We start from the raw sequence: 12645 nt of genomic DNA, 5'->3' as shown, positions 1-12645 counted from the left end.
CCTCTGAAAGCTATGGCGCATTCCAATCGTATCGCATGACGAGGTCGTCCTCGTCGATTTCGCTGGCGAGTTTGTCCACGAGCTCGTCCTGTTCGAGATCGCCGAACTGCTCCAGTTCGTAGGGCTTGACCGTCACTGGCGAGGACTCACCCTCGGCGATGCGCTCCTGTAGCTTGGCGACGCCGTAGATGAGTGCCTCGGGGCGTGGTGGGCAGCCCGGGACATGGATATCGACCGGAATGACTTGCTCTGCACCCTTGATCACGTTGTATCCCTCCTGGAACGGGCCACCGGATATGGTACACGACCCCATCGAGACGACGAACTTCGGTTCGGGCATCTGGTCATAGACGCGCTTCATCCGCGGTGCGAACTTCGAAACGATGGTCCCCGGGACGATAATCAGGTCTGCCTGTCTCGGCGATGCCCGGGGGACTCCAGCAGCAAATCGGTCGAGGTCGTGTTTTGTAGCGAGAGTGCCCATCATTTCGATGGTGCAACAGGCAATTCCGAACTGCAGCACAAACATCGAAGAGCCTCGAACCCAGTTCATGAACGCGTCGAATTTCGTGAGAATGAACGGAGACGAGCCAAGGACCTCCCGAAGTGTAGAATTAAATCGGTTCTTCGTGGTTCTGCCGCGGGATATTCGCTGGTCAGACTGTGCGTCGTCCATATTTCGCCGATCACTGCTCATGAACAGAGAGAAATAGCCACTGAGAATGAATACGCAAACTGTCGTATGCACTAGTGTGTTTATACGGGAGCCGTCTCAGAACTCGCCTATGAGATATCTCCGCTTGGAGATCAAGTATGCATCGGAGTATCAGCGTCCGATGCACCGTTTCATGACTGAAAGCGAGGCAATCAAGCGCGAATGGCTCGTTACATGGAAAGTGGGCGTCGAGGACAAGATCGCCTATACATTGTTCTATGTCGTTGGGGACCAGGAGGCCTACGAATCGGCGCTTTCTACGGTTGAAACCATGGAAAGCTACGATATTACACCCGTTCGGGACGAGGCGTTCTACGCGTTCGTCCGTGGCAGAGAGACTGACCAATCACGGCAGTTCTACACGGCGTTCGAGCAACCGACGCTAATGGTCGTTCCACCGGTTGCCTACCGACCGAACGGGACTGTGTTGTTTGATGTCGTTGGGGAACCTGCTGTTCTCGAAGACGTCCGGAGCGAACTCCCCAACGGAATTACCGTAAATGTCCGAAAAGTCGGTGAATACGATGCCAGTCCCGGAACATTCGAAACCGACCTTACTGCACGCCAGCGCGAGGCTCTCGCTACAGCACGGGAAGCCGGTTACTACGATGTCCCACGAAATGGGAGCGTTGAGGACGTCGCCGAGGAGCTCGGTTGTGCGCCCAGTACCGCGTCGAACCATCTCAGGAAAGCGGAGGCACAGCTTGTCGAACGTGTGTTCCGATGACGACTGTAACAGAGACAGGAAGATATCGGTACTCCAACTTGTAACTGAATTGTTCGACTGTGGAGGCAGCAGAATCCATCAGTTGGGTATCGTGATGACGGGCAAACAGTCTATTACCGAACGGTAAAGCAAGGTAGTATTCAGTGACGATTTGGGTCCAGTAGTGGGCAGGGTGGATGTTCGAGAGCGCTGCACCGGCCACTACGAGTTGCCAAGCAAACAGCAGGACACAGAGTACACCACAGTGTCTGCAGTAATGCTGTGTTAGAAGTTCTATACCACCACATTACTGCGGACATTGTGGTGTAATTCCGGTGTAGCCACACCACGATGTCCGCTGTTCTGGCGGCCGGACGGGAGAACAGCGGACACAATGGTGTGTCCCAGAACTACGTTACCGCTATGAGGTGTGCAGAGAGGGGCTAACAAGTATGAATTCGACAAATGGCCGGAGCGAAGACTCCCACCCCACTTTGTCCGCTGTTCTTCGAAAAGAACGGGGAGGGGGAAGCAGAGACGGCAATTTTTGAGTTGGAATGTAGTTTGTCTAGTCTAGACAGCCTACCACATAACACTGTAGTGGTTTGTAATACGACTGTAAAATTGCAGTACGGTCTAGCTCTACGCAAGAGGATATAAACTTTTCCTCTAGTTATGGTCAGGTTCTACCCCCTCTCCCCTTCTCTCCTAGTTACTGCGGACATAGTGGGGTGGGAGGGTACCCCGGATTACTTATAAAGAAAAGAACAGCGGACACTCCGGACACTCCGGACAGGGGTGGTTTTATATGACTTCCTTACAATACATCAAGCAACGACTATGGGGATGTTCGAACGCGACACCGAAATTTACCTAGATCGGGATGCCCTTCGAGAGGACTATCAGCCTGAGAACCTTGTTGGGCGTGACACTGAACTAAACCGGTATCGAGCGGCTCTCCAGCCCGTAATCAACGGTGAACAGCCAAACAACATCTTTTTGTACGGTAAAACGGGGGTTGGAAAGACCGCTGGCACGCGGTATCTAATCGACCATCTCGAAGAGGACGCGGCGAAATACGAGGATATCGACCTCACGGTGAAGATGCTAAACTGTGATGGCCTTTCCAGCAGCTATCAGATCGCTACCCGACTCGTCAACGAATTCAGGGACGAAACGAGTCAGATCAGTACGACTGGATATCCTCGTGCGACGGTGTATGATATGCTGTGGACCGAACTCGACTCCTGTGGCGGTACTATCTACATCGTTCTCGACGAAGTCGATCACATTGAAGATGATAGTATTCTCTATCAACTCCCGCGTGCGCGAGCGAATGATAATCTAAGCTCTGCGAAGATCGGTATCATCGGTATCTCGAACGACTTTTCTTTTCGCGATGATCTCTCCCCAAAAGTCAAGAGTTCGCTCTGTGAAGAGGAGATCCAGTTTCCCGCATACGACGCAAAGGAGTTGATCCAGATCCTGCGACAACGCGCTGACGTAGCGTTTCACGATGGCGTTCTCGAAGATGGTGTCATCGAACTGTGTGCTGCATACGGCGCGAAAGATGCGGGTGACGCGCGACAGTCACTCGACTTGTTGATGAAAACGGGTGATCTGGCCCGCGACAAAGCCACCGACACGATCTCGGAAGACCTTGTTCGAGAGGCACGCGACGTTCTGGAACGCGGTCGGATCCAGGAAGGGATCTCGGGACTGACCCAACACGGTCATCTGGTCGTGTACGCAATGGTTACGCTCGACCAGGAGGGGAAGACGCCGGCCCGGACACGGGACATCAGACCTCGATACACGAACTTCGCCGAAAAGGCGGGAATCGACCCACTCGTTCCACGCCGAATGCGTGACCATCTCGGTGAACTGTCGATGTTAGGCATTATCTCAGCAATCGAGCGAAACGAGGGACGACGTGGGGGAACGTATCGCGAGTACTCTCTCGAGATGGACCCGGAAATGATCCTCGCAGCACTTGAGAAGACCGTCGACGACGTTGGAATTCACAAATCCGTCACTAACCTCGTCGACAGTGAAGCGACGCTCTCGGATTTCCAGTCCACTTAGGAACGGCGGACATTGTGGTGTCGAACCCAACCGATACGGGGCCATTTTCAGGATATAGAACAGCGGACAGAGTGGTGTTGTCACCGACGACCGGGAGTTTCTATACTTTAACATATAAGTCGTAGAACTCCGGACACGGTGGTGTCTATTAGCGACACCACTGCTTTTGCTGCGATAACTCCTCATGTGTAGCCTATCGGTACTACATTTGAGAATTACACGTGAGTAATATGTATAACCAAACTATCTTTCACTATGGACTGGCCGAACGTTGTTTTCGCGTCAAATGATTGTTTATTTGAAGAAACTAGAGATAATTTCGTCTATCTCTTGGCTCGTCACTCACACCTGCCAGGGGCTTTTGACACACCCCAACTCATACGTCTTGTCAGGTCCTCCGATTCCTCCTAATGTGACAGCCTCCGCGTCGTGAACGACGCGGCTTCCCTGCATGGGAATACCAGCTAATCGCTGGTAGTGGGTTCCGACCCGAACTCACCGAGCGTCATCTACTCTGATTGGCTCTGTTCGGTGTGGATCGTGGTGCTGTCACAGCCACTCCCGTCCTGTGGCGAGTCATTGTTTGCCGGTTTCAGTAGCACACTCTCTCCCCACGGGTCTGCCCGTTGTGCGATATTGATAGCGCCGTTTATATCGCCTTCAAACGTTGTGACGCGACGGTTGATGCGAAGTGGTATCCAGAAATTCGGCCCGTGTCCGGGTTGGGGTACTTCCCCACGTAGCTGTGGTTCCGGTCCGCCGAATAGTCGAACCGGGCGGCACGGTTGACCATCCGTGTCGGGTGGTCGTCGTCCAGCTCCGAAGCGTTGTACGTGTCCCGCAGTTTCGGCACGTAGCTCTTGAGCGCGTCTTTGACCTGATACGGCAGGTCGTAGGACGTCACAATGTCGTTGACTGCCGACTTCGTATCAGCGCCAGCGCCGAACGCCTCGTGTAGCCCCTTGTGATACAGGTCGTGGATTTGTTGTAGCTTTCGCTCTTTGTGGGCTGTCGGTGGTGCGAGTGATGCTTTGAGCGTCTTAGTCGGCATCAGCTGCCTCTAATCCCTTTTCGATTAGCTCGCGGTATGCTCGTGGGTGACGGACACCGTTCTCACGGACATACTCTTTGACCCGTTCGTGGAGGTTGCCGTCCCGCTCCATGTCTACATCTGTTCGCACAGAGCTGTGTAAGTGACTGTGTAACTAAACGCTGACATCTGGTATTCAGTCAGGCGACAGTCCCGGCGGTTGTCGCCCGGAGCTTACGCGATTCCCACCCGCCCTGTTCGCTCCTCGGTTCCGACCAATCGGAACACTCGTCACTCACGGGAAGGGCGGGATTCTCTCGCTGTATCAAGATGTTGTTTCCTACCGAGTGGCGGTCCGACGTTTGGTCCGCAGTTCTGGTGTCGATCAACCGGTTTAAATATCTATCGAGGTACACAAGCGACAATCTACTGAGCCGGACGGACCCGTATCATTGCGATTAGTCCTGCTTTCCGCTGCTGTTGTCAGCGGCTGACAGCTGTATCAGTCCGTCAGCGCGAACTGTCACCAGAACACCCTGATATTGAAAACTGATGGTCTGCGTTGCTGGCCCGGTCGACCGGTTCGGTGGTGAACCAAATAGTAGTGTCTCAATGGCTCCGATATCGATGTAGTCGTGCAACGGCGACTCATGATACGTGTTTATTTCTCGCCCCGCCAGATCAGCGATAGCCTGAACAATGACCCAAGCAAGCTCCTGCTCGCTGGTTGGGTCGTACCGAACCTCAGTTAGAGTGCCCCCTGGTGGTTCAAATAGGCCCGTATCCCTCCCAGCCTCGTCGGTTTGGCTCTCGTCAGTCATTTATCTAGTAAACAACTGGAACGTACATATAATACGTGTATGAATATTCGGGCATAGCGAGCAGTTTATTGCTCCACTATTTCCTAACAGAATAGTCAGACTGTTTGACTATTCTATATAGCTATACTCAAATTCTGCCGTCTGAGTCTACACACAACACGTGAATCTACTGGCGAATATATCGAAATACTTGATAACAATAGTCATGCACTGTCGGGTAGAATCAGACTGTTGAGGTGTCCGTCTCCATGCACCAACTATCCAGACGCCAGTTACTCGGAGGCGTGTGCTCGGGAGTAATTGCACTTGCCGGTTGTAGCGGCGACCAGAACAGCGGCTCAGACGCGACAGAGAGTGGCGGTGGTGCCGAATCAACGCCAGAACCCGCTGCGACAACCGCTACGGATAAATCGACCGTCAGCGGAACCGACGACAGACCGACACAATTCGGTCAGATCGCACGGTTCCCGGAATCGTATGCGATGACAGCCACGATGCAGTCTGCGGGACGGACTGTTGAGATGACTGGTCGGTTCTATCAGGGGGATATGTACTGGTCGTTCGACCAGCAAGGTCAACAGATGGAGCTGTATCACATTGGAAACAGCACGTATACCGTTGCTGGCGGGCAGTGTTTCCGAGGAACGATGCAACAGGGGATGGACCGTGACGAGGTTGATCCAAGCCGGTTCTCCAACCGGCCAGAGGAAAATCCAGACGTCACGCCGGCCGGCCGTGACACCATCGATGGTGAAGCGGTGTTGGTGTACGAAATCTCTCAGAGTCGCTCCCGACGGCCGGTTACATACTATATCCTCGCGGACTCCGGATATCCGCGCCGTATTGAAGCTGGGTCAATGCAGTGGGACTTCCACTCCTGGGGGTCAGTCGAACCGATCCAGAAACCCGAAGGAAACTGCCAGTCGATGCCCGGTGGCGGCACGATGGCTGACGGTGGCAGTTAATCGTTCAGTTAGACGTGACTTGATGGAGCTATTCGGAGAGCAAATGCTCTTAACAAACTCTTTAGGATTCTTACTGGGAGTCGGCCCCGACTGTCGACCTGTGCCAGTGTACAGGAACTTCCTTTGATAATATACGAAGGTCGGCAACGGAAAGCGACGCGACTGAGTATCACCGTCTGGCCGCTCGATGTGCTACAGTCAGTAGCCGAGGTGATCCCGGATGAGGACCACGGTCGTACGGCCCTCTTCGAGTTCTTGACGGAGGATGAGTTGCTTGGCGATTGCGGAGTCGACGCCGTACGCCTCCTTCGCACGCTCGTTTTCAAGTGGGTACGCGACGCTCTCCAGTCGGTCGAGCGCGTCTTCGAGCGTCGGCACGATTTTGTTCACGCCACTGACGATGACGACGTTACTGGCCGCGAACGGATACGCTCCGATGCGGCTCCCCGAACGGTCCGCCGCGACGAGTTCGCCGGTCTTGGAAATACCGTTGATGCCACCGAGGAAGTAATCGGCCGTCTGTGACTCTCGGCGGGCAGCCTGGCGCTTCGCGTCGTCATCGATACTCCAGATCTGGTCCGGCAGACTTTCCCACTCGTGGTCCCCCTCGGTCAGGTAGTCGACAAAGCCAATCTCTTCGAGCGTCGTTGAGTGGCCGTTCATTACAGACGCCTCTGCCGGGATGAGCGACTGCAGTTCCGTGAGCGCCTCGTCGGCTGAGTCAACAACGATGACATCGAACCCGTTTGCCTCTAGGTTCTCGACAGTCTCTTCGATGGTCTCTTCGGAGGCCAGCTCGTCCAGCGATTCGTCGATGTCCGCATCGTCCGCGTAATCAGATTTCTGTTGAGACATATTGTGTTATGTGAGTGTAGCAGCATCAACATGGAAGTGTAGCTACCACAAAAGTGCTCGCGGACACCGGTGTCAGGTAGTTACATTGGTGATACTCCATTCTCAGGTATGATGTACTGCGTCGATAGACTCTCCGTGAACACCACTGTCTAAGGTGCAGATTTTCAATCCCAGCGTGATCAGACGCGCCTCTGTCCGAAAACAGCAGGAGGTCTCTGATTGCCCACTCCGATATCAACTGCTGAAAACCGGGGGGTAGCATATATTGCCCCGCATTCCTCATGTTGTGCTATCAATGCAAATGGCTCGTAAGGAACCTACAGACACTTTCGGGACACCATCGAAGATGGTACTGTTCTGCCCGGACTGTGACTTTGAGAGCGGGATGGTCGGGGGAGACTGGAACGTTTCGAGCACCGGATATACGACTACTTATCACTGCCCGCAATGTCGGCACTCGTTCAGCGTTGGCAACCGCCGGTGACACACAGGCAGAGTCTGTCGGACGCAGAGAGATAGTGGTCATGCAACACCGAAAACCGGGTAGCTCCGACAATCGAGTACGGCGGAAACCCGTGGTTTAGTCGTCGCTCGGCACAGCTGAAAGGGAATTCTGATTCTCGCCCTGCCAGCTAAAGAAACTCGCCAGCGCCGGTCCCGTGATGTTGTGACAGACGCTGAACAGCGCGGGGATGAGCGCGGCTGCAGGCTCGAACAGGGTCGTCGCCAGCGCAACCGCCAGTCCGCTGTTCTGTAGGCCCACCTCAAACGCACAGGTCCGAACCCGGTCTTTTGACATCCCAGTTGCCCGACCGACACCGTATCCCGAGCCAAGCCCGATAGCGTTGTGAGCAACGACTGCCACCAGCACGAGCAGACCAGCCGTGAGAATGTTGTCCACGTTCGCCCCGACGACGCCGGCGACAATTGCGACGATGGCAGCGACACTGATAACGGGGAACACGTCGGTCCCGATTTCAGCGGCTTTCGGCGAATAGCGGTCCAGCAGATATCGGAGCGTGAACCCGAGCAGCACTGGAATAATGACGATCTGGATGATGCTCTGGAACATCTCTGCAAAGGTAACGCTGATCTGCTCACCGAGAGTGAACACTACCCAGGCCGGCATCACGATCGGTGCTGCAATAGTCGTGAGGGTCGTGATGGCGACAGACAGGGCCACGTCGCCTCGACCGAGATACGTCATCACGTTCGATGCGGTCCCACCGGGGGCGGCACCAACTAGAATGAGACCGATACCGACAGCATCTGGAAGATTGAGCAGAACGTAGAGCCCGTACGCAGCGGCAGGCATCACCAACCACTGCGTGACCGCGCCGATGCCAATGTCCACCGGGTCCTCGATCAACCGCCGAAAGTCTGCCGGCTGAAGCGTCAACCCCATTCCAAGCATGATTAGCCCGAGCAGCGGGGTCACGTAATTCAAAACTGGGACGAACGGATCTGGCCTGATGAGAGCAAAGCCTGCCAGAATAATAACCCAGACGACAAAGTATTTGCTCGCAGCACGACTCACCGCTCGAAGCGTCGATATCGAAGTCACATATCTGGATGATGAACAACGTAAAAAAAGTTTACTCCGGATCGTCGTAACGCCGACTCACGAACTCGCGGCTGGAGGCGAGTACTGCTCCGTCGGCATCCCGGTTGATGGCTAATTTCAAAACTAATCCGGATATTTGATACAACGCTTGAGAGTGAAACCACTCCTGTGGCTGAACTGCTAAACTCTGATTCTCTTTTTAGAGATACTCTGATTCACCCACCTCTGGCTGTCTAAAGACTTCTACTAGCTGAATAGACTGGAAGGCACCGAACCAATCAGCAACGTACAGCTGATGTGATATACTGCTAACAGATACGATATAATCGACTGGTTCGGCCATGCTCTACACTGTTACTTATCACCGATTGATGAGTCACTGCTGTCCAAGCGTAACCAACTAGAAACTACAATTAGTAGTATATACCAACCAGGCTGGGGCATGACCAATCAACCCTCGCTACTGCTACACTGGGAGCGGCACCAGTACAGTGCCACAGTTACAGCGGAGGTGAACCGCCGGTGAGCACCCTTGCACGCAATATCAGCTCCTGGCTCCTCATCGCCACTGTGGTTGCCACCAGCGGGATAGTCGGAACAACAGTTGCACTCCAGGATTCTGCACAGGACGTACAGACAACGAACAAAGCCCTTCGCGCTGAAAACGAGGAACTGCGCGAACAGTTGAACGAGACCCGTGAAGACCGACAGGCCGCGCAAGCCCGTGCTGAAGAACTCAACAATCAGTTAGAAACACGCAACCAGGACGTAGAAAGACTCGTTTCGGAACTAGAGAGGAAAGAAAAAATACTCAATGCCAGCCAGGCCCGGCTTGCGGAGTCCCGAGAAAGTCAAACGGGTATGTCGCGATCTGAAATGGAAAAACGGCTTGATTACCTCTGTGCCCAACCAGAGAACAGGGAGAGATTCGGCTGTCAAGAGTTCGGTCACGATGAGTGACAACTACGGGCCGGCTTCAAAACTGGTGAGCGTTGTTCCACGCTGTTGCGGGACGTGCTGGCTATCAAACTCTCGCGCCAGCAGCACGTTATCGACGTCGACGCGTCTTTCAGCTGAATCAAGCACATCTTCGACGATTTCCAGTCGTGCCTCGCCTTTCCGTACCGGGCGGGCATCGAGGCCGAGTGGAACAGCGTTACCGACCAGTTGGACTGTCGGCCACTGGCACGCGTACTCGTCTGTCTTCTCTTTCGTCCCGATTATCTCATCCTCGTGGCTGGTGTGGTCACTGGTGAAGGGGTCCGTTTGCGAGGCATTGCGGCAGTTGGTAATCGAAGCAGGTTCGAACGGTGTCGACGTTCGGGGCGGCTGGCCGGCCGAAAGAAGCGATGCCGAGCGTGCGTGGGAACTCGAGAGTACGGAGATTTCAAGACAATCTATTGTAACGACAGAAAACTCGGAGTGCCCCGCATCAGCGCTCCGCAACGCAGGTGCGGCGAACCGCGAAGGCGATTCAGGAGGAAGCGGCGACCAAGGCCGTCAATGTGCTTGCGCCGAACGCGAGTCAGTACGGTGAACGAACGCTCGGTGCCGTGTTTCGGGATGTTGATGGGATTCCGTCAGAGGTGCTTCGAGAGCTGGCGCTCACTAGGGTGGCGTTACAGCCGACGCTGTCGCAAGCTGACTATCAGCATGTTGCGGCGACGGGTAGAGCGCTACCAAACAATCGCTGGCCAGCCCTCACGACTGTTGGGTCGCCAACGACCGATTGGTTTCTGGCCATCGTTTGTTGCCCAAGTAGTTCCTGAAACCACCGCTCAGTAGGCGTGCAAAGGGACACTGCTCTGGAGAAGGGCGGGTAACAGGGACTCAGCGCAGGTAGTGGTAACTCACTACAAGAACGAGCCCAAACACGAGGTGCGTGAGCAGGCCCATCGCTCCGAGGTTCGGCAGCGGCGGAGGGCTGGGGAAGCCGACGGCCGACAGCCACAACGGCATAACGACGCCGGCGGCGACGATCCAGAGGACCGCGGCGCACCCGAGACCAAAACCGACAACGCCGCCGACCGACTCCCCGACGGCTGCCAGTCGCGGCTGCGGTAGCGCCGCCGCGAAGACGACGCCGAACACCGCGCTGATCCTCGCCGGTTCACGTCCGGAGATCGCCTCCAACAGCTCCGGATTTTTGGCCTGAGGAGACGACTGCATTCTGCGCACGAGCCAGCGTTCAGCACTGGCTGGCCCCCGTCGAGGCCTGCACCTTTTCGTGCGGCCTTGATTCGGTTATGAGTGTGCGAGGTGCTTGCTAACACACCCTGACTGCTCTCACTGTCTTTTTTAACCCGACCAGGTAATTACTGCTGGGACTCACCGCCGTCTACCGGTATCGCCTGTCCGGTAATGAACGACGCCTCGTCCGAGCAGAGCCAGAGGATAGCGTTTGCCACTTCTTCTGGCTGTGCAGGTCGCTGCATCGGTACTTTCGATATGATCTGGTCCTGCTCTGATTCAGACAGTGACCGTAAGGCCGGCGTGTCGACGATTGTTGGGCAGACTGCGTTCACACGAACGTCCTGATCTGCAAATTCAAGTGCAGCCGATTTCGTCAACCCCACGATACCGTGCTTACTTGCACCGTACGGTGTTCGGCCAGGGCTGCCACGTATTCCGGCCAGTGAGGCGACATTGACTATTGCACCGCCACCAGAGTCCTGCAGCGCTGGAATCTGGTGTTTCATCCCTCCCCAGACTCCCTTCTGATTGACTGTATTGATGCGATCCCATTCATCCTCCTCAATGTCAGTTATGGGGGCAGGCTCGTTCCCCGTCGCTGCGTTGTTTACGACGTAATCGAGCTGTCCGTACCGGTCGATAGTTACCTCAACTGTCGACTGAATTGACTCTAAGCGGCCAACATTTGTTTCGAGAAAGGTTGCGGTCCCGCCCCGGTCCTCGATCTGTGTGACTGTTTCAGAACCCCCGTTCGTATCGATGTCAGCGACAACGACAGACGCCCCCTCTTCAGCGAAACGCGTTGCCGTTTCTCGACCGATACCGGATGCAGCGCCGGTAACAAGTGCGACAGCCTCTTCCATCTCGTACATACTTTTATATATTGAATATTTTGTCAAAAAGGTTCTGATCGATCCCAGCAACAGACAATCTGGGCGCTTAGAGCGAACGCAGCGACTCTAACGGAAATACAGATACTGCACGCCGGTATCGCAACCGAACTCAGTTGCTGGCGGTATCTCAAGAACTGATGTACCTATTCCGGCGAAGAACAACGTATCCAGAGTTAGTTCGAATCCGTCGTGATTCGCTCAATCTGCGTATTAATTGCAGTCCGCAATTCAGCGATGGATTGCTCGGGCTTGTATACGGTGAGACGGCGGGTACGAGTGCCTGTCAAGATGGACAAGAACAGCTCTGCTTCAACAGCTGGATCAATGTCGGTAAACTTGCCAGAGTCGACGCCACGCTGAAAAATCGACTCAAGCGTGTCCTTGATCTCTCTATCGACCTGTAGATACTGCTCACGTGCCGCTTCGTTGTGTGGTCCGTTTACGCGAAGTTCAAACATGGCTAGTTGGACTTGATACACGTCTTCATCCAGTGTTGGCGGGAGAAGCGTCTCGACAAGTGTTTCAAGCTCTTTTTGTGCTGACCCTTCGCCATCCGGTAGTTGCTCAAGAAAGTCATGGAGGACGTACTCAAGGAAGTCAACCAGTAGATCATCACGACCGTCGTAGTGATAGTAGAGCAGTGTCCGACTCCGTTCAAACTCGTCGGCGATATCCTGAATAGTGAGGTTGTCGTACCCGTGCTCACTCAGCGCTTGATACGTCGCCTGCATGATTGCTGTCTTGGTCGACCCGAGTTCATCAGGACCAGTGTACTGAGTCACTACCCGAGTAATACTCTCACTATGAAGTGGTCTTTT

13 protein-coding genes and 2 pseudogenes are annotated in these 12645 nt (G+C 54.6%); 5 read left to right on the top strand and 10 right to left on the bottom strand.

What is annotated here, in order from left to right; genetic code table 11:
• Positions 1-10: 10 nt before the first annotated feature.
• A complete protein-coding gene (locus DVK01_RS12180; RefSeq protein ID WP_101351649.1) occupies positions 11-697 on the bottom strand; it encodes an NADH-quinone oxidoreductase subunit B in 687 nt (228 codons plus the stop codon).
• An 88-nt stretch (positions 698-785) separates the two neighbouring features.
• On the opposite strand from DVK01_RS12180, the gene DVK01_RS12175 reads away from it, so the two are divergent.
• Positions 786-1442 carry a helix-turn-helix domain-containing protein gene (locus DVK01_RS12175; protein ID WP_232794587.1) on the top strand — a complete coding sequence of 219 codons (657 nt, stop codon included), beginning with the start codon at positions 786-788 and terminating at the stop codon, positions 1440-1442.
• An 819-nt stretch (positions 1443-2261) separates the two neighbouring features.
• A complete protein-coding gene (locus DVK01_RS12170) occupies positions 2262-3506 on the top strand; it encodes a Cdc6/Cdc18 family protein (RefSeq protein ID WP_101351648.1) in 1245 nt (414 codons plus the stop codon).
• A gap of 649 nt (positions 3507-4155) precedes the next feature.
• Here the strand turns inward: DVK01_RS12170 and DVK01_RS12165 are convergent.
• The 3 genes from DVK01_RS12165 to DVK01_RS12160 form a co-directional block, all read right to left on the bottom strand.
• Positions 4156-4557 (bottom strand): hypothetical protein, encoded by a 402-nt coding sequence (locus tag DVK01_RS12165; RefSeq protein ID WP_233560793.1) that lies wholly within the window; start codon positions 4555-4557, stop codon positions 4156-4158.
• Entirely contained in the window at positions 4547-4687 is a 141-nt protein-coding gene (locus DVK01_RS22255) for a hypothetical protein (RefSeq protein WP_198560269.1), read from the bottom strand. Before DVK01_RS22255 ends, DVK01_RS12165 begins: the two co-directional genes overlap by 11 nt.
• Positions 4688-4994: 307 nt before the next feature.
• The gene (locus DVK01_RS12160) at positions 4995-5357 is read right to left on the bottom strand and encodes a HalOD1 output domain-containing protein (protein WP_121513175.1); all 363 of its coding nucleotides are present in this window, start codon (positions 5355-5357) and stop codon (positions 4995-4997) included.
• A gap of 521 nt (positions 5358-5878) precedes the next feature.
• Between DVK01_RS12160 and DVK01_RS12155 the strand changes: the two genes are divergently transcribed.
• Complete coding sequence (locus tag DVK01_RS12155; protein WP_232794586.1) at positions 5879-6322, top strand: hypothetical protein; 444 nt, start codon at positions 5879-5881, stop codon at positions 6320-6322.
• A gap of 198 nt (positions 6323-6520) precedes the next feature.
• On the opposite strand, the gene DVK01_RS12150 is transcribed toward DVK01_RS12155, so the two are convergent.
• Both DVK01_RS12150 and DVK01_RS12145 read right to left on the bottom strand, forming a co-directional pair.
• On the bottom strand, positions 6521-7177 hold the full coding sequence (locus DVK01_RS12150) for a lactate utilization protein (protein ID WP_101351645.1): 657 nt from the start codon (positions 7175-7177) through the stop codon (positions 6521-6523).
• Between the two features lie 580 nt (positions 7178-7757).
• The gene (locus DVK01_RS12145) at positions 7758-8714 is read right to left on the bottom strand and encodes a bile acid:sodium symporter family protein (RefSeq protein ID WP_121537313.1); all 957 of its coding nucleotides are present in this window, start codon (positions 8712-8714) and stop codon (positions 7758-7760) included.
• Positions 8715-9263: 549 nt separating this feature from the next.
• On the opposite strand from DVK01_RS12145, the gene DVK01_RS12140 reads away from it, so the two are divergent.
• Positions 9264-9701, top strand: a complete 438-nt coding sequence (locus DVK01_RS12140) for a hypothetical protein (RefSeq protein ID WP_199722337.1) — start codon at positions 9264-9266, stop codon at positions 9699-9701.
• A gap of 36 nt (positions 9702-9737) precedes the next feature.
• On the opposite strand, the pseudogene DVK01_RS12135 reads toward DVK01_RS12140, so the two are convergent.
• Positions 9738-10013 (bottom strand): annotated as a pseudogene (locus DVK01_RS12135) (transposase); the annotation flags it as partial.
• A gap of 179 nt (positions 10014-10192) precedes the next feature.
• Here DVK01_RS12135 and DVK01_RS22555 point away from each other — a divergent pair.
• Positions 10193-10408 (top strand): annotated as a pseudogene (locus tag DVK01_RS22555) (hypothetical protein); the annotation flags it as partial.
• Positions 10409-10571: 163 nt separating this feature from the next.
• Here the strand turns inward: DVK01_RS22555 and DVK01_RS12125 are convergent.
• From DVK01_RS12125 to DVK01_RS12115, 3 genes are all read right to left on the bottom strand, one after another.
• Positions 10572-10919: a hypothetical protein gene (locus DVK01_RS12125; RefSeq protein ID WP_158598766.1), complete on the bottom strand. Its 348-nt coding sequence runs from the start codon at positions 10917-10919 to the stop codon at positions 10572-10574.
• Positions 10920-11056: 137 nt separating this feature from the next.
• Complete coding sequence (locus DVK01_RS12120) at positions 11057-11806, bottom strand: glucose 1-dehydrogenase (RefSeq protein WP_101351643.1); 750 nt, start codon at positions 11804-11806, stop codon at positions 11057-11059.
• 194 nt (positions 11807-12000) lie between these two features.
• Entirely contained in the window at positions 12001-12558 is a 558-nt protein-coding gene (locus DVK01_RS12115; RefSeq protein ID WP_101351642.1) for a TetR/AcrR family transcriptional regulator, read from the bottom strand.
• Positions 12559-12645 lie beyond the last annotated feature (87 nt).

Source organism: Haloarcula sp. Atlit-120R, from assembly GCF_003665885.1.
Lineage (GTDB): Archaea > Halobacteriota > Halobacteria > Halobacteriales > Haloarculaceae > Haloarcula > Haloarcula taiwanensis.
The sequence above is the reverse complement of the archived record's forward strand: the minus strand, read 5'-3'. Positions and strand labels throughout refer to the sequence as shown.

Coding starts and splice junctions, on each gene's coding strand:
- DVK01_RS12150 (WP_101351645.1), bottom strand. CDS start 7,177: ATGTCTCAACAGAAATCTGATTACGCGGACGATGCGGACATCGACGAA.
- DVK01_RS12170 (WP_101351648.1), top strand. CDS start 2,262: ATGGGGATGTTCGAACGCGACACCGAAATTTACCTAGATCGGGATGCC.
- DVK01_RS12115 (WP_101351642.1), bottom strand. CDS start 12,558: ATGCAGGCGACGTATCAAGCGCTGAGTGAGCACGGGTACGACAACCTC.
- DVK01_RS12165 (WP_233560793.1), bottom strand. CDS start 4,557: ATGCCGACTAAGACGCTCAAAGCATCACTCGCACCACCGACAGCCCAC.
- DVK01_RS12175 (WP_232794587.1), top strand. CDS start 786: ATGAGATATCTCCGCTTGGAGATCAAGTATGCATCGGAGTATCAGCGT.
- DVK01_RS12180 (WP_101351649.1), bottom strand. CDS start 697: ATGAGCAGTGATCGGCGAAATATGGACGACGCACAGTCTGACCAGCGA.
- DVK01_RS12120 (WP_101351643.1), bottom strand. CDS start 11,806: ATGTACGAGATGGAAGAGGCTGTCGCACTTGTTACCGGCGCTGCATCC.
- DVK01_RS12155 (WP_232794586.1), top strand. CDS start 5,879: ATGACTGGTCGGTTCTATCAGGGGGATATGTACTGGTCGTTCGACCAG.
- DVK01_RS12160 (WP_121513175.1), bottom strand. CDS start 5,357: ATGACTGACGAGAGCCAAACCGACGAGGCTGGGAGGGATACGGGCCTA.